The 21,447-nt window shown below is 66.3% G+C and carries 14 protein-coding genes; 10 read left to right on the top strand and 4 right to left on the bottom strand.

Translation table 11 applies throughout. The annotated features are described in order from the left end of the window. The first annotated feature begins 45 nt into the window (after positions 1-45). The 7 genes from aruF (at position 46) to ACLFKU_RS10210 (ending at position 8,563) form a co-directional block, all read left to right on the top strand. Entirely contained in the window at positions 46-1,098 is a 1,053-nt protein-coding gene (gene aruF, locus ACLFKU_RS10240) for an arginine/ornithine succinyltransferase subunit alpha (protein WP_410848992.1), read from the top strand. Then, positions 1,095-2,132 carry an arginine N-succinyltransferase gene (gene astA, locus ACLFKU_RS10235; RefSeq protein ID WP_410848991.1) on the top strand — a complete coding sequence of 346 codons (1,038 nt, stop codon included), beginning with the start codon at positions 1,095-1,097 and terminating at the stop codon, positions 2,130-2,132. Before aruF ends, astA begins: the two co-directional genes overlap by 4 nt. 2 nt (positions 2,133-2,134) lie before the next feature. After that, positions 2,135-3,598, top strand: a complete 1,464-nt coding sequence (astD, locus tag ACLFKU_RS10230) for a succinylglutamate-semialdehyde dehydrogenase (protein ID WP_410848990.1) — start codon at positions 2,135-2,137, stop codon at positions 3,596-3,598. 12 nt (positions 3,599-3,610) lie between these two features. Beyond that, the gene (gene astB / locus ACLFKU_RS10225; protein WP_410849080.1) at positions 3,611-4,951 is read left to right on the top strand and encodes an N-succinylarginine dihydrolase; all 1,341 of its coding nucleotides are present in this window, start codon (positions 3,611-3,613) and stop codon (positions 4,949-4,951) included. Next, positions 4,935-5,996: a succinylglutamate desuccinylase gene (gene astE, locus ACLFKU_RS10220; RefSeq protein ID WP_410848989.1), complete on the top strand. Its 1,062-nt coding sequence runs from the start codon at positions 4,935-4,937 to the stop codon at positions 5,994-5,996. Before astB ends, astE begins: the two co-directional genes overlap by 17 nt. 146 nt (positions 5,997-6,142) lie before the next feature. Then, entirely contained in the window at positions 6,143-6,937 is a 795-nt protein-coding gene (locus ACLFKU_RS10215) for an ABC transporter substrate-binding protein (RefSeq protein WP_410848988.1), read from the top strand. A gap of 249 nt (positions 6,938-7,186) precedes the next feature. Then, the gene (locus ACLFKU_RS10210) at positions 7,187-8,563 is read left to right on the top strand and encodes an EAL and HDOD domain-containing protein (protein ID WP_410848987.1); all 1,377 of its coding nucleotides are present in this window, start codon (positions 7,187-7,189) and stop codon (positions 8,561-8,563) included. A gap of 99 nt (positions 8,564-8,662) precedes the next feature. Here the strand turns inward: ACLFKU_RS10210 and ACLFKU_RS10205 are convergent, their stop codons facing one another. After that, positions 8,663-10,120, bottom strand: coding sequence for an HDOD domain-containing protein (locus ACLFKU_RS10205; protein ID WP_368585573.1), 1,458 nt, complete (start codon positions 10,118-10,120; stop codon positions 8,663-8,665). Positions 10,121-10,215: 95 nt separating this feature from the next. Further along, entirely contained in the window at positions 10,216-12,030 is a 1,815-nt protein-coding gene (locus ACLFKU_RS10200) for a putative bifunctional diguanylate cyclase/phosphodiesterase (RefSeq protein WP_410849079.1), read from the bottom strand. A 353-nt stretch (positions 12,031-12,383) separates the two neighbouring features. On the opposite strand from ACLFKU_RS10200, the gene ACLFKU_RS10195 reads away from it, so the two are divergent. From ACLFKU_RS10195 to ACLFKU_RS10185, 3 genes are all read left to right on the top strand, one after another. Then, the gene (locus tag ACLFKU_RS10195; RefSeq protein WP_368585575.1) at positions 12,384-13,685 is read left to right on the top strand and encodes an EAL and HDOD domain-containing protein; all 1,302 of its coding nucleotides are present in this window, start codon (positions 12,384-12,386) and stop codon (positions 13,683-13,685) included. A 171-nt stretch (positions 13,686-13,856) separates the two neighbouring features. Further along, the gene (locus tag ACLFKU_RS10190) at positions 13,857-14,420 is read left to right on the top strand and encodes a peroxiredoxin (protein WP_410848986.1); all 564 of its coding nucleotides are present in this window, start codon (positions 13,857-13,859) and stop codon (positions 14,418-14,420) included. Between the two features lie 75 nt (positions 14,421-14,495). Continuing rightward, positions 14,496-14,960, top strand: a complete 465-nt coding sequence (locus tag ACLFKU_RS10185) for a hypothetical protein (protein WP_410848985.1) — start codon at positions 14,496-14,498, stop codon at positions 14,958-14,960. A 17-nt stretch (positions 14,961-14,977) separates the two neighbouring features. On the opposite strand, the gene ACLFKU_RS10180 is transcribed toward ACLFKU_RS10185, so the two are convergent. Together ACLFKU_RS10180 and ACLFKU_RS10175 are read right to left on the bottom strand one after the other, a co-directional pair. Continuing rightward, positions 14,978-18,304 carry an efflux RND transporter permease subunit gene (locus ACLFKU_RS10180; RefSeq protein ID WP_410848984.1) on the bottom strand — a complete coding sequence of 1,109 codons (3,327 nt, stop codon included), beginning with the start codon at positions 18,302-18,304 and terminating at the stop codon, positions 14,978-14,980. Positions 18,305-18,307: 3 nt separating this feature from the next. Further along, entirely contained in the window at positions 18,308-21,442 is a 3,135-nt protein-coding gene (locus ACLFKU_RS10175) for an MdtB/MuxB family multidrug efflux RND transporter permease subunit (RefSeq protein WP_410848983.1), read from the bottom strand. Positions 21,443-21,447: the final 5 nt, after the last annotated feature.

The following is a 21,447-nucleotide window of genomic DNA, read 5'->3' as shown; positions in this document are numbered from 1 at the left end:
CACGCCGATGCGGCGATTCATGCGTCACATTCAACAGGAACGATGATGTACTTCGTACGTCCCGCCCGCCTTGCCGATCTCGATGCGCTCGAGCATATGGCGCGCACCGCGCAACCGGTGCTGCATTCCCTGCCGCACGACCGGCGCGCGCTCGAAGCGCGCGTCGCGTTGTCCGAAGACTCATTTCGCGCGGAAGTCGATTTTCCGGGCGAAGAGTTCTATCTGTTCGTGCTCGAAGATTCGGACACCGGCAAGCTGATGGGCACCGCGAGCATCGTCGCGGCCGCCGGTTACGCGGACCCGTTCTACGTGTTTCGCAACGACGCGCTGATTCATGCGTCACGTGAGTTGCACGTGAATCGCAAGATTCACGCACTGACGATGTCGCACGAGCTGACCGGCAAGAGCCGGCTCGCGGGCTACTACATCGACCCGTCGCTGCGCGGCGACGCAGGCGCGCAACTGATGTCGCGCGCGCGGATGATGTATATCGCCGCGAATCGCAAGCGCTTCACGCCCGAAGTGTTCTCGCTGCTGCTCGGCGTCACCGACGAAAACGGCATGTCGCCGTTCTGGGAAGCGGTGGGCCGCAAGTTCTTCGGCCGCAATTTCGCGGACATCGAAGTCGAATCGGGCGGCCGCAGCCGCACCTTCATCGCCGAAGTGATGCCGACCTATCCGGTGTATGTGCCGCTGCTGCCCGAAGCGGCGCAGCGCGTGCTCGGCGAGCCGGATGCGAACGCGCTGCTCGCGTACGAGATTCATCTCGAGGAAGGCTTCGAGACCGATCGCTACGTCGATATCTTCGACGCGGGTCCGGTGCTGACCGCGCAGATGGATCGCAGCGTCAGCGTGAAGCACAACGAAACGCGCGTCGTGCGCGAGGCACCGGCGCCGCACGGTGCAACCTACCTGATCGCGCACAACGGCGCCGACGGCGAGTTCCGTTGCGTGCTCGGCGAGCTCGCGCCCGGCAAGGAGTCGGGCGCCGTGTTGTCGCAGGCGGCGCTCGCCGCGCTCGGGGTGCGCGAAGGCGATACGGTGCGGTGCGTGCCGCTGCATCAGCCGCAGGATGAACAATCGGGAGACGCGCAATGATCGTCGTTCGCGTAGTGCAACGAGGCGATGTGGATGCGCTGATGCGGCTCGCGCAGGAAACCGGGCCGGGCCTGACCACGTTCAAGCCGGATCGCGATGCGCTCGCAGCGCGTGTCGAACGCGCGCGCCGCACGATGGAAGATCGGGCCGAGCCGCACGAGGCCGGCTATTTCTTCGTGATGGAAGACACCACGACTGGCGACGTGGCCGGTGTCTGCGGGATCGAAGCAGAGGTGGGGCTGCAGCAGCCGTTCTACAACTATCGCGTGAGCACGGTCGTGCACGCGAGCCAGGATCTCGGCATCTGGACCCGCATGCACGCGCTGAACATCTCGCACGACCTCACCGGTTATGCGGAAGTGTGCTCGCTGTTCCTGAGCCCGCGTTATCGCACGAGCGGCGTCGGTGGCTTACTGTCGCGTTCGCGCTTCATGTTTCTCGCGCAGTTCCGCGAGCGCTTTCCGCAGCGTCTTTGCGCGGAGCTGCGCGGCCATTTCGACGAGCAGGGCACGTCGCCGTTCTGGCGCGCGGTCGGCTCGCACTTTTACCAGATCGATTTCAACGCCGCCGACTATCTGAGCTCGCACGGCCGCAAGGCGTTTCTCGCCGAGCTGATGCCGCGCTATCCGGTGTACGTCGAGCTGTTGCCGGAAGAAGCACAGCGCTGCGTCGGCCTCACGCATAGCGACACGATCCCCGCGCGCCGCATGCTCGAAGCCGAAGGGCTGCGCTACGAGAACCACGTCGATATTTTCGATGCGGGTCCGGTGCTCGAATGCCATATCGCCGATTTGCGCACCGTGCGCGAGAGCGTGCTGGTCGCGGCCGAGATCGGCGACGCAGCGGAGCCGGCCGCGCAAGACGGACTGAAGTCGATGGTATCGAATACGTCGCTCGGCGATTTTCGCGTCGGGGTCGTGGCGGGCGTGGCGCGCAACGGCGTGTTCCGCCTCAGCGCGGCCGAAGCCGACGCGCTTCGGGTAAAGGCAGGCGATCCGCTGCGGGTGCTGCCGGTGAAACACAAACAAGGATGATCATGAGCGAGCTTTTCATCGCCGGTGAGTGGGTCGCCGGCACAGGACCCGTGTTCGCGTCGCACAATCCCGGCACGGGCGCGGTGGTGTGGCAAGGCAATAGCGCATCGGCGGACGACGTCGATCGCGCGGTACGCAGCGCGCGCCGCGCATTCGCCGCATGGTCGGCACTGACGCTCGACGAGCGCTGCGCAGTGGTGCGCCGCTTCGCCGCGCTCGTGACCGAGCGCAAGGAAGCACTCGCCGAAGCGATCGGCCGCGAGACCGGCAAACCGCTGTGGGAAGCGCGCACCGAAGCGGCGTCGATGGCCGCGAAGATCGAGATCTCGATCCAGTCGTACAACGAGCGCACCGGCGAAAAGCGCTCGGCGATGGCCGATGGCACCGCGGTGCTGCGGCATCGTCCGCATGGCGTGGTCGCGGTGTTCGGCCCGTATAACTTTCCGGGCCATCTGCCGAACGGGCATATCGTGCCCGCGCTGATCGCCGGTAACGCGGTCGTGTTCAAGCCGTCCGAACTGGCGCCCGGCGTCGCGGCGCTCACCGCGCAGATCTGGTGCGATGCGGGGCTGCCCGCCGGCGTGCTGAATCTGGTGCAGGGTGAGAAGGACACCGGCGTCGCGCTCGCGAATCACCGTCAGATCGACGGACTGTTCTTTACCGGTAGTTCGGATACAGGAACATTGCTGCACAAACAGTTCGGCGGCCGGCCGGAGATCGTGCTCGCGCTCGAAATGGGCGGCAACAACCCGCTCGTGATCGGCCCGGTCGCGGACCTCGACGCCGCCGTGCATCACACGATCCAATCGGCGTTTCTGTCGGCGGGGCAGCGTTGCACGTGCGCGCGCCGCATCTTCGTGCCCGACGATGCGTTCGGCGAGCGTTTTCTCGCGCGCCTGACGGAGGTGACCGCGCGCATCGGCGTCGGCGAATACAACGCCGAGCCGCAGCCGTTCATGGGCGCGGTGGTGTCGGCGCGCGCGGCCTCGCGTTTGATCAGCGCGCAGGAACGTCTGCTCGCGAGCGGCGCGAAGGCGCTGTTGAAGATGGAGCAGCGCGATCCGCAACTCGGCTTCGTCACGCCCGCGATTCTCGACGTGACCGGCGTGAAGGACCTGCCCGACGAGGAGCACTTCGGCCCGCTCGCGCAGATCATCCGCTACCGCAACTTCGACGATGCGCTCGAACAGGCGAACGACACGGAGTTCGGTCTGTCCGCGGGCCTGCTCGCCGACGACGAAGCGCTGTGGACGCATTTCCAGCGCACGATTCGCGCGGGCATCGTCAACTGGAACCGGCCGACCAATGGCGCTTCGTCGGGCGCGCCGTTCGGCGGGCCGGGCCGCTCGGGCAATCATCGGCCGAGCGCGTACTATGCGGCCGATTACTGCGCGTACCCGATGGCCTCTGTCGAAAGCGCGCAACTGAACATGCCCGCGAGCGTCTCGCCGGGCCTTCAATTCTAAGGATCGACGATGCTGCAAGCCACTGAAGCCAATTTCGACGGCCTGGTCGGCCCGACTCACAACTACGCGGGCTTGTCGTTCGGCAACGTCGCGTCGCAGAGCAACGAGAAGTCGGTCGCGAATCCGAAGGCCGCGGCGCGCCAGGGTCTGCGCAAGATGAAGCAGCTCGCGGACCTCGGCTTTCATCAGGGCGTGCTGCCGCCGCAAGAGCGTCCGTCGATGCGGCTGTTGCGCGAGCTCGGTTTTTCCGGCGACGACGCTTCGGTGATCGCGCGCGTCGCGAAGAACGCGCCCGAGCTGCTCGCGGCGGCGAGTTCGGCCTCGGCGATGTGGACCGCGAACGCCGCGACGGTGAGCCCGTCCGCGGATACGCACGACGGCCGCGTGCATTTCACGCCGGCCAATCTGTGCAGCAAGCTGCATCGCGCGATCGAGCATGAATCGACGCGCCGCACGTTGCGGGCGATGTTCAGCGACACCGACCGCTTCGTCGTGCACGAGGCGCTGCCCGGCACGCCCGCGCTCGGCGACGAAGGCGCGGCGAATCACACGCGCTTTTGCGAGCAGTACAAGGCGCGCGGCGTCGAATTCTTCGTGTACGGCCGCAGCGAGTATCGTCGTGGGCCGGAGCCGAAGCGCTATCCGGCGCGCCAGACGTTCGAGGCGAGCCGCGCGGTTGCGCATCGTCATGGCTTGCAGGAAGCGGCGACCGTGTATGCACAGCAGAACCCCGAAGTGATCGACGCGGGCGTGTTTCATAACGACGTGATCGCGGTCGGCAATCGCAACACACTGTTCTGCCATCAGCTCGCGTTCGTCGATCAGCAAGCGGTGTACGACGAGCTGCGCTCGAAGCTCGCGAACCTTCACGCGGGCTTCAACGTGATCGAAGTGCCCGACGCGCAGGTCAGCGTCGCCGATGCGGTGACGTCGTATCTGTTCAACAGCCAGCTGCTGACTCGGCCCGATGGCAAGCAGGTGCTGGTCGTGCCGCAGGAGTGCCGCGAAAATCCGCGCGTCGCCGCGTATCTGGATGAGCTGACTTCGCACAGCGGTCCGATCGACGAAGTGCTCGTGTTCGATCTGCGCGAGAGCATGAAGAACGGGGGCGGTCCGGCTTGTCTGCGTCTGCGCGTCGTACTCGACGACACCGAGCGCGCGGCGGTTGCGCCGGGCGTATGGATCGACGACACGCTGTTCGGCCGTCTCGATGCGTGGATCGAAAAGCACTATCGCGATCGTCTCGCACCGGCCGATCTCAGCGATCCGCAACTGCTGGTCGAATCGCGCACCGCGCTCGATGAGCTGACGCAAATCCTCGCTCTGGGCTCGCTGTATGACTTCCAGCGCTGATTACGCGATGTCGGCCCCGAGCGCGATGCTCGACGATTTTCTCGCGTGGACGCTCGCGGGTTCGCGGCCTGCCGCGCATCGAGCGCAAGGCACGTGCGGGAACGGTGTGCGCTGGACGTGGCAGGGCGACGGCGTGCTCGTCATCGAGCCCGCACAGCGGCATGCAGGCGTGCGCAGCGTGCTCGTCTCGGCCGGCGTGCATGGCGACGAGACCGCGCCGATCGAACTGCTGTCGCGCATCGTCGCCGATATCGCACAGGGCCGCGCGGCGCTCGCGTGCCGGCTGCTCGTGATTCTCGGCAACATCGATGCGATGCGCGACGGCGGCCGCTATCGCGACGACGATCTGAACCGGCTGTTCAGCGGCCGTCATCTGCAACTGCCGCACAGTCATGAAGCGCCGCGCGCGGCCGCGCTCGAACAGGCCGCAACGCGCTTTTTCGCGGACGCGCCAGGCGTGCGCTGGCATATCGACATGCATACAGCGATCCGCGCGTCGGTATTCGAGCGCTTCGCGCTGTTGCCGCATACCGGCAAGCCCTTTTCGCGGGCGATGTTCGAATGGCTCGGCGACGCGCGTATCAGCGCGGTGCTGCTGCACACGACGAAGGGCAACACCTATTCGCACTTCACCGCGCAAGCGTGCGGCGCCGATGCGTGCACGCTCGAACTCGGCAAGGTGCGGCCGTTCGGCCACAACGACCTGACGCGCTTCGAGGGCGCGGATCTCGCGGTGCGCGCGCTGCTGGCCGGCACCCGAATGAACGCACACGGCGACGCGCAAGCCACGCTGCCGCGCGTGTTCACCGTCGTCGATCAGCTGACCAAGCAAAGCGACGCATTCGAGCTGCTGCTCGCGCCCGACGTGCCGAACTTCACGCCGCTCGCCAAGGGCACCCTGCTCGCGCGCGACGGTGACTATCAATACACGGTGCAGCGCGACGAAGAGCGCATCGTGTTTCCGAACCCGGCGGTCAAGGCCGGCCTGCGCGCCGGACTGCTGGTCGTCGATACCACCGCCGAGACGCTGCCCAGGCTTGTCTAGACAGGCTCCGTGTACAATCGCGGGCTTCGCGGCTGACGCACCTACCGGTTACGCCGGCCGCGCGAGTCCGGAGCGCGGCAGGCGTCATACGCCTGTGCGCGCGAAATCGGCTCCGTTTCAGTCAACACCGTAAAGGAACACCCGTAATGAAGAAGAATTGGCCCAACCTGGCCGCGCTCGCGCTGTTCGCGACGGCGGCGTTGACCGCAGGCAGCGTGTCGGCTGCTGAGATCAAGGAAGTGCGCTTCGGCGTCGAGGCGTCGTACGCGCCGTTCGAATCGAAGTCGCCCGCGGGCGAGCTGCAAGGCTTCGACATCGACGTCGGCAATGCCGTGTGCGCGAAGCTGAAGGCCAGATGCGTGTGGGTCGAGAATTCGTTCGACGGTCTGATTCCGGCGCTCGAAGCGCGCAAGTTCAGCGCGATCAACTCGGACATGACGATCACCGACCAGCGTCGCCAGGCGATCGACTTCACCGATCCGATCTACACGATCCCGAATCAGATGATCGCGAAGAAGGGCAGCGCTCTGCAGCCGACGCCCGCATCGCTGAAGGGCAAGCACGTCGGCGTGCTGCAGGGCACGATCCAGGAGACCTATGCGAAGGCGCGCTGGGCGCCGGCCGGTGTCGACATCGTGCCGTATCAGACTCAGGACCAGATCTACGCGGACCTCGCGTCGGGCCGTCTCGACGCGTCGTTCCAGGACGCCGAAGCGGCATCGAAGGGCTTTCTGAAGAAGCCGCAAGGCGCGGGCTTCGAGTTCGCCGGTCCGGCCGTGAGCGACGACAAGCTGCTCGGCGCGGGTGTAGGCTACGGCGTGCGCAAGAACGACAAGGCGCTCAAGGATGCGCTGAACGGCGCGTTGAAGGAGCTGAAGGCCGATGGCACGATCGACCGCCTCGCCGCCAAATACTTCGACGTGAAAGTCGTGCTGAAGTAACGCTGCATCTAATTGTGCAAAACGGCCGCTGATGCGGCCGTTTTGCTTTTTGCACGCGTGTCGCAAACGTTCAACAAATATTTCGAGATATTGCCCTGTAAGCCTGTTCGTGCCCAATGACGCTGCGATAAAATTGCGACGCACGCTGCCGCGCGTCGACGAGCTTCCAACGTCACGGAAACGCGCCTATGTGCAGCGAAAAACAGAACATAGCGGCCAGGCGCCAGCGGCGCCGAGCGGGGGACTGGAATGACCACCATCGCAATCGAGACTCTGAGCCACGGCGGCACGACCGACGACGCGTCGCTCATCGCCAGCTACGCGCGGCAGCCCATTCTGAATCGGGACGGCATGCTGTGCGGGTACGAGATCAAGGTGCGAGCGCCCGAGCTGCCGCTCGCCGACGCAGACCTCAGCGCCCCGCGAACCAATACCGATCCTCATGCCGACGCGGACGCGTTGCCGGGCCGCGCGCCTACGCCGGTGCAACGCGTCGCGCGCGCGATCGTGCGCGGGCTCGTGCAAAGCGACGTGCGCGGCGCGCTGACCGGCCATCCGGCCTACGTCGACGTGAGCCGCGAGCTGCTGCTCGACGACGCGATCCTGAGACTGCCCGCCGAGCGCTTCATGCTCGAGCTGCCTTCATCGCTCGAAGTCGATGACGAGCTGATCGCGCGTATCGTGTATCTGCATGGCCGTCGCTACCGCTTCGCGCTCGACGACGTCACGCAGCCCGACGAGACTTTCGCGAAGCTGCTGCCGTACGCCGAAGTCGTCAAGATCGACGTCCCGCGCACGCCGCGCGCGCTGCTGTCGAAGCTCGCGAGCGTGCTGAAGTCGGCGGGCAAGCTGCTGCTCGCATCGGGTCTCGATGCGCAGGCCGACTTCGAAACGGTGCATGAACTCGGCTTCGACCGCTTCCAGGGCTATTACTTCGCGCGGGCGCAAAGCGCGTCGACGCGCAGCGTCAGCGCGCCGCGCCACGCGCTGCTCAATCTGCTGCAACTGCTCGCGGGCGACCCGACGGTCGCGCAGCTCGAAGCCGAGCTGAAGCTCAATCCGGTGCTCGTCATGCATCTGATGAAGCTCGCGAATTCGAGCGGCCTCGCGGTCGGTCACAAGGTGACGACGCTGCGCGACGCGATCAACGCGACGGGCACCGATCGCATCGCGCGCTGGACGCAGCTGCTGCTCTATGCCGACGGCCGCAAGGTCGCGCTCGAAGACGATCCGCTGCTGCAACTCGCGGCCACGCGCGCGCGCTTCATGGAGCTCGCGATCGAGCGCATGCCCGAGGCGGGCCGCGACGAAGCCGACGCGGCCTTCCTGACCGGCGTGTTTTCGTTCGTCGATGCGGTGTTCGGCGGCTCGCTCGAGAAAACGCTGAATATCCTCACGCTGTCGCGGCCGATCCAGGCCGCGATCCTGCATCGCGAGGGCAGGCTGGGTCTGTTGCTGAGCGCGGTCGAGGCGCTCGAAGGCGGCGCATGGGAGCGCGTCGCCGCGCTATCCGAACGTCTTGCGCCGTTGACGCTGGAAGAGGTCGCGCAGATGGGTCTCGCGGCCGGCGCGTGGGCCGGTGTCGCGGATCGCAGCGCGGAAGGGCTGGAGCGGATCGAGGATTGAGTGGGGTAAAAGCCCCACGGATGCCCGCATAAAATCGTTTTCGGGCAAACACGGAAAGAATCAAAGTGAAGCGGAGTGATCAGCGATCACGCCAGGTCTTCACATCGTCTCCATTTCCCGCATCTGCCCCCGGCCGAAAAAACGTCCTAACTCCTTTGCCAGTTCGTTGAGCACGCCCATCTCCTTCTGTGAGATGCGGCGCGCCTCCTGCGTATGCGACCAGTCGCCGTAGAGCAGCGCGACGGTCTGATCGGTTTCGTCGATGATCGGCAGCAGCACGAACGCGCGCGCGTCGTCGAACGAACGCCGGAACCACTCGGGCAGCCGCGCGACCATCTTCGGATCGCGCGCATTCTCGATGAAAATGCCCACCGAGTTCGCGATCGCGAGATGAAACACGTCGGGCTCGAACGCGGTGTTGAACGCGAGCTTCGGCAGCGCCACGTCGATCTTCGGCCCGAAGCCGAGACGCGCCCTGAACGTGCCGTTGCTATGTTTGACGTAGACCACGGTGCGCGCGAAGCCGAGCGCCGCGAGCACAGTCTCGGCGGCCATCGCGAGCGCCGGCGCGAGCGGGCTGCCCTCGGGCAGGCCGCGCAAGTCCTTCACGCCGACCTCGATGCGCGCCTCGGGCGTGAGCGCCTCGCGCGCGATCGCATCGGCATTGGCGCGCAGCTCGACGATTTCGCGCATCACGCTGTCGCCGCCATCCTCGCGCGCGAGCGCGACGCTCATCTGCAGCAGCACCTCGGGGTCGGTGTTCAGCGCGCTGCCGTACTCGTGCGCAAGCTCGCCGATGCGTGCCTCGCGCTCGCCCTCGGGCATGTTCTGCTGCGTGAGCACGTCGGCGACCGCGGTCGAGTAGTTGGTGATTGCGCGCAGCCACTGCACCTGGCGCGGTTGCGTCACGTCCTCCGGATCGAACTCGCCCATGCCGGAGCGGATCGTGTCGGGAAGGCGCCAGCGCACCGCCGCTTCGGCGCCGATTTCATCGAAGGTGACGCCGAGCACGAGCACGCACGCATCGGCTTCGAGTGCGCCGCCGTCGATATGGCGGCGAATCTGGTCCCACTCGGCGTCGAGATAGAACACGACCAGCAGCTTGCCGATTTGCCGCATCAGCGTGCAGACCACCGCTTCCTCGCCGGCGCGCAGGTCGCCGCGCTCGGTCAGCTTGCGCGCGACGCAGCCCGACAGCAGCGTGCGGTTCAATTCGAGTTTCGCGTCAATGCGGCGCGGCACGCTTTGATGAAAGTGATCGACGATCTTCAGACCGACTACTAGGTGGCCGACCGCATCCATGCCGAGCACCATCAGCGCGCGCGATACGGTCGTGATATTGCCGCCGAACGCCATGTACATCGCCGAGTTCGCGAGCCGCAGCACCTTTTGCGTGAGCGCGAAGTCCGACAGCACCACTTGCACGAGGCCGGTGAAGTCGAGGTCGTCGTTGGTCACTGCCGCCATGGTGGTGCGCAGCGATTGCGACAGCATAGGGAAATCGCCGCGCTCGCTCATTCGCGTCCAGAGCCGGTCGAGCACTGCCGCCTTTACCATGTGTGTCCCGCAAAAGCCATACGTGTTCCAGTGAATGCCGTGCCGGTCGTGAGCCGGCTTGTTCCGCTGCCTGGGCGTCGTGTCTGCATCGCCCGTTACGCGCCGTGCAGCTGAAGCTCGCGCGTTTCGAAGCGCTGCGCGAGCTCTTCGGACGGCAGCGCCTTGCAGACGAGCCAGCCCTGAATGTGATCGCAGCCCATCTCGGTGAGCAGAGTGCGCTGCGCTTCCGTTTCGACGCCCTCGGCAACCAGTTCGAGGTCGAGCGTCTGCGCAAGGCCGACGACAGCGCTAACGATTGCCTGATCGTTTCGCGAGGTTAGCAGATTCTCGACGAAACTCCGGTCGATCTTCAGCTTCGCGAGCGGAAAGCGCTGCAGGTACGCGAGGCTCGAATAGCCGGTACCGAAGTCGTCGACGGCGAAGCGGATGCCCATCGCGGTCAGGTCTTCGAGCAAGCCCTTCGCGTGCGCCGGGTCGTGCATCAGCAGACTTTCGGTGATCTCGAACACGAGCCGGCGCGGATCGATGCCGGTCAGCTCGATCGCCTCGCGCACCGAGTCCTTGAAGCGCGGATCGCGAAACTGCTGCGGCGACACGTTGACGGCCACGTACTGCAGCGGGATGCCCTTCGCGTCCCACTGGATCAGCTGCATGCACGCGACCTTCATCACCCAGTTGCCGAGGAAGTTGATGAGCCCGATCGACTCCGCGAGCGGAATGAACATCGACGGCGGCACGAGGCCGTGCACCGGATGCGTCCAGCGGATCAACGCCTCGACACCGACCACGCCCCGCGTGCGGCTGCTCGTGATCGGCTGGAAGTGTAGCGAAAACTCGCCGTTGCGTACGCCGTCGTAGAGGTCGGCCTCGAGCTTCAGACGCTCGGCGTCGGCCGGGTTGTCGTCCGGCACGTAGAACGCGAGCGTGTTGCCGCCCGCGGCCTTCGCCTGCAGCAGCCCGTGGTCGGCCCAGCGCAGCAGGTGCGTGTCGTGGCCGCCGGTGTCGTTGGCGTGGCGCACGTCCGGGTACAGGGCGATGCCGATGCTGGCCGACAGGTGGACCTGCTGACCGTTGAACACATACGGCTGCTGGATCGCGGTCAACAGGCGCCGCGCCAGCGCTTCGGCGGCGGCGGCCGCGTCGGTGCGGCTCGCGGCCGGCTTCACGAGGATCGCGAACTCGTCGCTGGCGATCCGCGCGATCGTTTCGTTCGGGCTCGTCATGTTCAACAGGCGCCGTGACGTATCGCGCAGCATCTCGTCGCCGGCGTCGTAGCCGAGCGCGCGGTTCACCCGCTGATAGTCGTCGAGATCGAGCAGCAGCAGCGCGACCGGCGTGCCGTGCGCGTCGGCCTTCTGTTGTGCGTCGAGCAGCGCATGCACCAGACCCGACTGGTTCGGCAGACTGGTCAGCCGGTCCAGATGCAGCGCCTGGGTCAGCCGCTCTTCGGTCGCGCGCCACGACGACACGTCGAAGCCGGCGATCGCGTAGCCGTCGACGCCGTCATGGTTGCTGCGCACGACCCGCAACTCGACCGTGATCGGATAGGTCAGCGACTTGACGAGCCCGAGCGTCGCTTTCTCGACGCTGCCCGAGGCTGCCGCCTGCTTGAGCAGCGCATCGAGGCGCGGCACGTCGGCGGGGGCGACCAGATCGGGCAGCGTCGCGGTTTTCAGGTATTCGCGGTGATAGCCGATGAAGCGCAGGCTCGCGTCGGACACGTAGATGAAGCGCAACGCATCGTCGACGTGCGCAAGCAGGTCGACCGCGCCGACCACCTGTTCCAGTGGGGGCGGGCGGTTCGCGCTGCTCGGCCGGTCGTCGTCCTCGCGCCGGCCGAACGCCCGCAGCCGGTCGATGACCGTGCGCAAGGAGCCCCGGCGGGGCGCGGTGATCGTGTTCGCTTCCATGTTCGTCGCTGGCAACCTGGGTTCGTCCGCGGGCTGGGCTGCTTGTCCGCCGGTCCGGGCGGCCGGGAAATAGCAGGCCGCCCCATCAGAACGAGATAACGACGCAAGCGGGGAAATCTTTAGCTGCGCGCGGAGAAAAGATCCGGTAATGAGGCGCCCGGTGCCGTCACTGGGACGATTCAGTTAAAGTGACGCCGCTTCGCGGCCGTTAATACGGCGAATCTCCCTTAATTTGGCGACGCTGATGGCGTCGCGCTGCGTAGACTTTCCGAACCTTGCACCGATGATCCATCTTCGAACGCTCCGTCATCAGGTCCGCCAGCGCCCCACGGCCCGTCCCGCGGGACGTCGAGGTGCGTGATGTCTCCGCCGGCGCGTCGGCCGGCTATTCTGAGCGCGGGTACCCGGACGCGGTCCCGCAGTATGTCTACGTCGGCCGCCAGCCGATTCTGGATCGCGATGGGGCGCTTCACGCGTACGAGCTACTGTTCCGCGCCGGCACCTACAACTACGCCGAAATCAGCGACGACGCGCAGGCCACCGCGCAGGTGGTTGCGCGCACGATCGGCGGAATCGGCGTGCCGGCCGTGCTCGGCCAGCATCGCGGCTTCGTCAATATCGACCGCGCGCTGCTCTTTAGCGACATCGTCCATCTGATGCCGCCCGAGCGCTTCGTGCTCGAAATCCTCGAAACCGTGCGTTACGACGCCTCGCTCGCGCGTCGGCTCGACGAGCTGCACTGCGCCGGTTTCCAGGTCGCGCTCGACGACGTGCACGACCTGACCGACGAGCTGAAGGCGATGCTGCCGTACGCCGACATCGTCAAGATCGACTTCCTGCAAACGCCGCGCCGCAAGGTCGCCGAGCTCGCGTCGGCCTTGCGCGGCTACGGCAAGACGCTGCTCGCCGAGAAGGTCGAAACGCGCGAGGACTTCGCGCTCGCGCACGAGCTCGGCTTTGATCTGTTTCAGGGCTACTTCTTCGCGCGGCCGCAGGTGCTGGCCGCGCCGCGCAACCGCTCGCTGCGCCCGGGGCTGCTGCGGCTGCTCGCGCTGCTCTCGCGCGACGCCGGCATCGTCGAGCTCGAGGCGGAGCTGAAGGTCAATCCGGGCGTAGTCGTGCAACTGCTGCGGCTCGTCAATTCGAGCGCGTTCGGCCTCGGGCGCAACATCGCGTCGCTGCGCGAGGCGATCATCGCGACCGGCACGCGGCAGATCGCGCGCTGGGCGCAACTGCTGCTGTACGCGGATACCGGCGACCTGCCGTGGCGCGCCGATCCGCTCGTGCAACTGGCCGCGACGCGCTCGCGCTTCATGGAGCTCGCCGCGAACTGGCTGCGTCCGGCCGACGGCGAATTCGCCGATGCCGCGTTCATGACCGGGATTTTTTCGCTGGTGCACATCGTGCTCGACAGCACCCCGGACGCGGTGCTCGAAAAGCTCGGCCTCGCGCCGCAGATCCGCGAGGCGATCGTCGCGCGCAAGGGCGAGCTGGGCGCGCTGCTGCTGATTGCCGAGGTCGCGGGCGAGGGCGGCGACGCCGCGCCGGTCGCGACGGCGGCGGGCTTCCACGCGCTGACGCCCGACGTGCTATCGCAGCTGAACCTGTCGGCGGCGGCGTGGTTCGGCGCGCACGTGGCGGAGCCGGACGCGTGATGCGCCGGGCCCGCGCGCCGCATTCTTTCGATTGGCTTGTGGTCCTGGCGGCGACCGACGCCGCGTGCGCATCCGTGGTCCAATAGACCGTTCAGCGGCGGCCTGTGACGCCGGCCGAAGCTGTGTTCGATGGACGGGATCAACTGCGTGCGCTCACGCATGGAGGAGCAGATGAAGACAAAACACATACCGGCGGTATTGGCCGCCGTCATGGTGTTCGGATTCGCAATGCATTCGCCGCTCGTCTCGGCAACCCTGAAACCCGGCGATACGGCACCGCCGTTCACTGCCGAGGCCTCGCTCGGCGGCAAGACCTACACGTATTCGCTCGCCGATCAGCTGAAGAAGGGGCCGGTCGTGCTGTACTTCTATCCGGCCGCGTTCACGAAGGGCTGCACGATCGAGGCGCACGAGTTCGCCGATGCGGTCGACGAGTACAAAAAGTACGGCGCGACGGTGATCGGCGTATCGCACGACAACATCGATACGCTGACGAAGTTCTCGATCAGCGAATGCCGCAGCAAATTCCCGGTCGCGGCCGACGCCGACGCGAAGGTGATCGACGCATACGACGCGGCCATGCCGATGAAGGCCGGCATGGCGAATCGCGTGTCGTACGTGATCTCGCCCGACGGCAAGATCATCTACGAATACACGAGCCTGCAGCCCGACAAGCATGTCGAGAACACGCTGAACGCGCTCAAGGAATGGGCGGCCGCGCACAAGGGTCAGTGAAGGGGCCGCGCCGGCATCGCGCATTGCTCGTGTCAGGCCCGTGCCAGGCAAAACCATTTACCGGATGAGCTTGCGATGCCGATTCTCGTTGCGTTGATCGCGCTGGTTGCGCTGGGGTACGGCGCGGTACGCGCCTTCGCTGCGTTGCAGGCCAGTTTCGGGCTAGCGGTGGCGGAAGGCGTGGCGGTCCTGGTTGCGTTGCTGATTGCCGGTGCGCTCGCTTACTGGCGGCAGCGGCGCCGCGAAGTCGCGCCGAACGTGCGCGACGGCGACTGGACGCACGAGCTGAAGGGCAGTTGGGGGTCGGTGCGGCTCGCGGCGGCCAAGCGGCTCTGCGAGATTCGCGTCGGCGACGAGCAGGGCGCGTATATCTTCGCGGATCTGCTCGGCGCCGAAGCACAGGGCCGCGACGCGCAGGCGCGGCTCGCCGTGAAGGTCAAGGACGCACGGCGCGGCGAGTGGCTCGTGCCGATGTCGAACGAGCGGGCGGCGCGCCGATGGCAGCGGATCTTTTCGCTGGCCATCGAGCAGAAGCTGTGAGCGCCGCCTTCACGACATCATGACGAGGTCGGCGCCGCGCCACCCGTGCGGCGCGCCTTTCTCGCCTCCCAGCGCACGCGGATGCGATCCATGTACAGATACACGACCGGCGTCGTATAGAGCGTCAGCATCTGGCTGACGATCAGCCCGCCGACGATCGAAATGCCGAGCGGCGCGCGCATCTCCGCGCCTTCGCCGCTGCCGAACGCGAGCGGCAACGCGCCTAGCATCGCGGCGAAGGTGGTCATCATGATCGGCCGGAAGCGCAGCAGACAGGCCTGGTAGATCGCGTCGCGCGACGACAACCCTTTGCGCGACGCGTCGATCGCGAAGTCCACCATCATGATCGCGTTCTTCTTGACGATGCCGATCAGCAGGATCACGCCGATCAGCGCGATGATGCTGAACTCGGTCTTGAACAGCAGCAGCGCGAGCAGCGCGCCGACGCCCGCGGACGGCAGCGTCGACAGGATCGTCAGCGGGTGGATGTAGCTCTCGTACAGGATGCCGAGCACGATATACACCGCCGCGAGCGCGGCGAGGATCAGAATCGGCTGATCGGACATCGACTGCTGGAACGCCTGCGCGGTGCCCTGGAAGCTGCCGTGGATCGTGGCGGGCATACCGATTTCGGCCATTGTGTCGTAGATCACCTGCGTGGCGGTGGATAGCGACACGCCCGGCGGCAGGTTGAACGAGATCGTCGAGGCGACGAACTGGCTCTGGTGATTGACCGACAGCGGCGTGGTGCCCGGCCCGAAGCTCGCGATCGCCGACAGCGGCACCATCGTTTCCTTCGCGGTCGACACCGGCGAGCCCGACGACGCGCTCGACTTGCCGCTCGCCGCGATCGAGTTGATCGCCTGGTTGCGCGCGGAGTCGGCCGCGATGCTGGCCGCGCTCGTCGCGGTGGTGGCTGCGGTGCCGCCGGTTGCCGCGCTCGTCGTTGCGCCCGTGCTGGTCGCCCTGGACGTCACGGTGCCGGCCGGCGCGTTGGTGGTCTGCGCGCCGCTCGCGCTGCCGCCCGAGGTGCTGACGTAAATCTGGCTCAGCATTTCCGGGCTCTGCCAGTAGCGCGGCGCGACTTCCATCACCACGTGATACTGGTTCAGCGGGTTGTAGATCGTCGACACCTGGCGCTGGCCGAACGCGTCGTACAGCGTGTTGTCGATCTGCGCGGGCTTGATGCCGAGGCGCGCGGCGGTGGCGCGGTCGATCGTCACCATCGCTTCGAGACCGCCTTGCTGCTGGTCGGAGTTCACGTCCGCGAGCTCCTTGCGCGCCTGCAGCGCCTCGGTGAGCTTCGGCCCCCACTTGTACAGATCGGGTGTCGAATCGGCGAGCAGCGTGAACTGATACTGCGCGTTCGATTGCCGGCCGCCGACGCGGATGTCTTGCACCGCCTGCAGGAAGGTGCGCGCGCCGGCCACGTCGCCGAGCGGTGCGCGCAACTGCTGGATCACCTGGTCGGCGGACAGCTTGCGTTCGCTCTTCGGCTTCAGCGACAGGAACATGAAGCCCGAGTTGGTCTGCCGGCCGCCGGTGAAGCCGACCACGCTGTCGACCGCCGGGTTCTTGCTGACGATGTCCATCATCTGCGAGAACTTGCCCTTCATCGCCTGGAACGACGTGCTCTGGTCGGCCTGGATGCCGCCGATCAGACGCCCGGTGTCCTGCTGCGGGAAGAAGCCCTTCGGCACGATGATGTAGAGCACGACGTTCAGCCCGATGGTCAGCAGCAGCACGAGCAGGATCAGCCTCGGATGCAGCAGCGCCCAGCCGAGCGTGCGCTCGTAGCCGCGCTGCATCGACGTGAAGCCGCGTTCGAGCCAGCGGCCGAAGCGGCTTTCCTGTTTTTTCTCGTGCGGCTCGCGCAGCAGGCGCGAGCACATCATCGGCGTCAGTGTCAGCGAGACGATCAGCGACACCGCGATCGCGAGCGACAGCGTCAGCGCGAACTCGCGGAACAGCCGCCCGACGATGCCGCCCATCAGCAGGATCGGCAGGAACACGGCGACGAGCGAGATGCTGATCGACATCACCGTGAAGCCGACCTCGCGCGCGCCGAGGAACGCGGCCTTCATGCGCGGCACGCCGTCTTCGATGTGGCGCGAGATGTTTTCGAGCACGACGATCGCGTCGTCGACGACGAAGCCGGTCGCGATGGTCAGCGCCATCAGCGACAGATTGTCGAGCGAGAAGCCCATCAGGTACATCGCGCCGAACGTGCCGATGATCGAGATCGGCACGGCCACGCTCGGAATCAGCGTCGCGCGCCAGTTGCGCAGGAACAGGAACACGACCATCACAACGAGCGCGACCGCGATCACGAGCGTGCGCTGGGTGTCCTTCAGCGACGCGCGGATCGTCGTCGAGCGGTCCGAGGTCGGGGAGATTTCGACGTCGGCGGGCAGCGACGCGTGCAGCTGGGGCAGCATCGCCTTCACGCGGTCGACGGTCTCGATGATGTTGGCGCCCGGCTGCCGGTACAGGATCACGAGCACCGCCTGCTTGCCGTTGAAGAGGCCGAGGTTGCGCAGGTCCTCGACCGAATCGACGACCTCGCCCATGTCGGAGAGTTTGACCGGCGCGCCGTTGCGATAGGCGATGACGAGATCCTTGTACTGCGACGCCTTGGTGGCCTGGTCGTTGGTGTACAGCTGCACGCGGTTCTCGCCGAACTCGATCGCCCCTTTCGGGCTGTTCGCGTTGGCCGACGCGAGCGCCGCGCGCACGTCCTCGAGGCCGATGCCGTAATGCGACAGCGCATGCGGCATCAGCTCGACGCGCACCGCCGGATTCGCCGAGCCGCTCACGTCCACTTCGCCGACCCCCTGCACCTGCGACAGCGACTGCTGCAGCACCGTGGCGGCCGAGTCGTAGAGCTGGCCGGGCGTGCGCGTATTCGACGTCAGCGCGAGAATCAGGATCGGCGCGTCGGCCGGGTTGACCTTGTGGTAGGTCGGATTGCTGCGCAGGCTCGCGGGCAGGTCGGCGCGCGCCGCGTTGATCGCGGCCTGCACGTCGCGCGCGGCGCCGTCGATGTCGCGGTTCAGGCCGAACTGCATCGTGATGCGCGTCGAGCCGACCGAGCTTTGCGACGTCATCTCGGTGACGTCGGCGATCGAGCCGAGGTGCCGCTCGAGCGGACTCGCGACGCTGGTCGCGACGGTCTCCGGGCTCGCGCCCGGCAGCGTCGCCTGCACCGAGATGGTCGGGAAGTCGACCTGCGGCAACGGCGCCACCGGCAGCCTGGTGAACGCGAAGACGCCCGACAGCGCGATGCCGATCGCCAGCAGCGTGGTGGCGACCGGGCGGGAAATAAACGGACGCGACAGGTTCATCGCCTAGTTCCCTGCATCGGTGGCGGGCGGTGTGGCGCTACCGGACGAACTGCCGCGGTTAAAGCGCGCGCGCAGCCTGCGGCCGAGCGAATCGAACGCGAGGTAGATCACCGGCGTCGTGAACAGCGTCAGCAGCTGGCTCACGATCAGGCCGCCGGCGATCGCGATACCGAGCGGCCGGCGCAGCTCCGAGCCCGCGCCGGTGCCGAGCATCAGCGGCAGAGCGCCGAGCAGCGCGGCGAGCGTGGTCATCAGAATCGGCCGGAAACGCAGCAGACACGCCTGGTAGATCGCCTCGCGCGGCGGCTTGCCTTCCTCGCGCTCGGCGTAGAGCGCGAAGTCGATCATCATGATCGCGTTCTTCTTCACGATACCGATCAAAAGCACGATGCCGATGATGCCGATGATGTCGAGATCGTGGCCGGTGACCAGCAGCGCGAGCAGCGCGCCGACCCCGGCCGACGGAAGAGTGGACAGAATCGTGATTGGATGGATGAAGCTCTCGTACAGCACGCCGAGCACGATGTACATCGTGACGATCGCCGCGAGGATCAGGAACAGCGTGTTCGCGAGCGACGCCTGGAACGCGAGCGCCGCGCCCTGGAAGCGCGTCTGGAACGACGCGGGCAGGCCGATGTCCTTTTCGGCCTGTTCGATCGCCTTCACGGCCGCGCCGAGCGACGAACCCGGTGCGAGGTTGAACGACACCGTGGTGGCCGGGAACTGGCTCAGGTGCGTGACCAGCAGCGGCGCGGGCCGCTCGATGAACTTCGCGATCGACGACAGCGGCACCTGGCCGCCCGCCGACGTCGAAGAGGGCAGGTAGATCGAATTCAGCGACGTGGTGTAGTGCTGCATCGTCGGCTGCGCTTCGAGAATCACGCGGTACTGGTTCGACTGCGTGAAGATCGTCGAAATGATGCGCTGGCCGAACGCGTCGTACAGCGCGCTGTCGATCGTGGCCGGCGTGATGCCGAAGCGCGCGGCGGTCGCGCGGTCGATCTCGATGAATACCGAGCGGCCGTTGTCCTGCAGATCGGTCGCGACGTCCGCGAGTTCGGGCGACTGCTTCAGGCGCTCGACCAGCTTCGGCACCCACGTCGTGAATTCGCCGATGTTCGGATCGGTCAGCATGAATTGATACTGCGTCGGGCTCACCGTCGAGTCGATCGTCAGGTCCTGCACCGGCTGCATGAACAGCGACGCGCCCGGAATATGCGCGACGTCCTTCTGCAACTGCCGGATCACTTCGCTCGCGGTGTTGCTGCGGTCGTCGCGCGGCTTCAGGTTGATCAGCATGCGGCCGCTGTTGAGCGTGATGTTGCTGCCGTCGACGCCGATGAACGAGGTCAGGCTTTCGACGTCCGGGTTCTTCAGGATCTGGTCGGCGAGCGCCTGCTGGCGCTCGGCCATCGACGCGAACGACACCGACTGCGGCATCTGCGTGATCGCCTGGATCACGCCGGTGTCCTGCACCGGGAAGAAGCCCTTCGGCACGAACACGTACAGCAGGCCGGTCAGCACCAGCGTGAGGACAGCTACGACCAGCGTGGAGCGCTGACGGTTCAGCACCCACGTGAGGGCAACCGCGTAGCGCGCGATCACCCAGTCGATGAAGCGGTGCGCCTTTGCCTCGAAACGGTGACTGTCGTGCGGCGGCGTGTGGCGCAGCAGCTTCGCGCACATCATCGGCACCAGCGTCAGCGACACGACCGCCGAAATGACGATCGTCACCGCGAGCGTGATCGCGAATTCATGAAACAGGCGGCCGACCACGTCGCCCATGAAGAGCAGCGGAATCAGCACCGCGATCAGCGAGACCGTCAGCGAAATGATCGTGAAGCCGATCTGCTTCGAGCCCTTCAGCGCGGCTTCGAGCGCACTGTCGCCTTCCTCGACGTAGCGCGCGATGTTCTCGATCATCACGATCGCGTCGTCGACGACGAAGCCGGTCGCGATGGTCAGCGCCATCAGCGATAAATTGTCCAGCGAGAAGCCGCACAGGTACATCACGGCGAGCGTGCCGATCAGCGACAGCGGCACCGACAGGCTCGGAATGATCGTCGCGTAGATGTTGGCGAGGAACAGGTACATCACCAGCACGACCAGTACGACCGACATCGCCAGTTCGAACTGCACGTCGCGCACCGACGCGCGGATCGTCGTGGTGCGGTCGGTGACGACCTCGACGTCGAGCGCGGCGGGCAGCGACTGCTGCAAGCGCGGCAGCAGCGCCTTGATGCTGTCGACCACCTGGATCACGTTCGCACCCGGCTGGCGCTGCACGTTCAGGATGATCGCGGGCGTGTCGTTAACCCATGCGCCGAGCTTCGTGTTCTCCGGACCCGGCACGATGCTCGCGACGTCGGTCAGCATCACCGGGCGGCCGCTCTTGTATGCGACGACCGCGCTCTTGTACTCGTCGGCGTCGGTCAGCTGGTCGTTCGAGTTGATCGTGTAGTTGCGGGTCGGGCCGTCGAAATTGCCCTTCGGCGTGTTGACGTTCAGGTTCGAGATGGTGGTGCGCAGGTCGTCGAGATTCAGCCCGTACGCGGCGAGCGCGCGCGGGTTCGCCTGAATGCGGATCGCCGGGCGCTGGCCGCCCGACAGGCTCACGAGACCCACCCCCGCGACCTGCGAGATCTTCTGCGCGAGACGCGTGTCGGCGAGGTCCTGCACCTGCGTGAGCGGCAGCGTTTTAGACGTGATCGCGAGTGTAATGATCGGCGCGTCGGCCGGGTTGACCTTCGCGTAGATCGGCGGCGCGGGCAGGTCGGACGGCAGCAGGTTGCCCGCCGCGTTGATCGCCGCCTGGACTTCCTGCTCGGCGATATCGAGCGGCAGGTCGAGGCTGAACTGCAGCGTGATGATCGATGAGCCGGCCGAGCTTTGCGACGACATCTGGTTCAGCGACGGCATCTGCCCGAACTGCCGCTCGAGCGGCGCCGTCACCGACGAGGTCATCACGTCCGGGCTCGCACCCGGATAGAAGGTCTGCACCTGGATCGTCGGATAGTCGACCTCGGGCAGCGCGGACAGCGGCAGAAAGCGCAGCGCGACGAGGCCGACCAGCATGATCGCCGCCATCAGCAGCGCGGTGCCGACGGGACGCAGAATAAAAGCGCGGGATGGATTCATGCGGT

The sequence above is a fragment of the Paraburkholderia sp. EG304 genome (genome assembly GCF_046543485.1).
Lineage (GTDB): Bacteria > Pseudomonadota > Gammaproteobacteria > Burkholderiales > Burkholderiaceae > Paraburkholderia > Paraburkholderia youngii.
The sequence above is the reverse complement of the archived record's forward strand: the minus strand, read 5'-3'. Positions and strand labels throughout refer to the sequence as shown.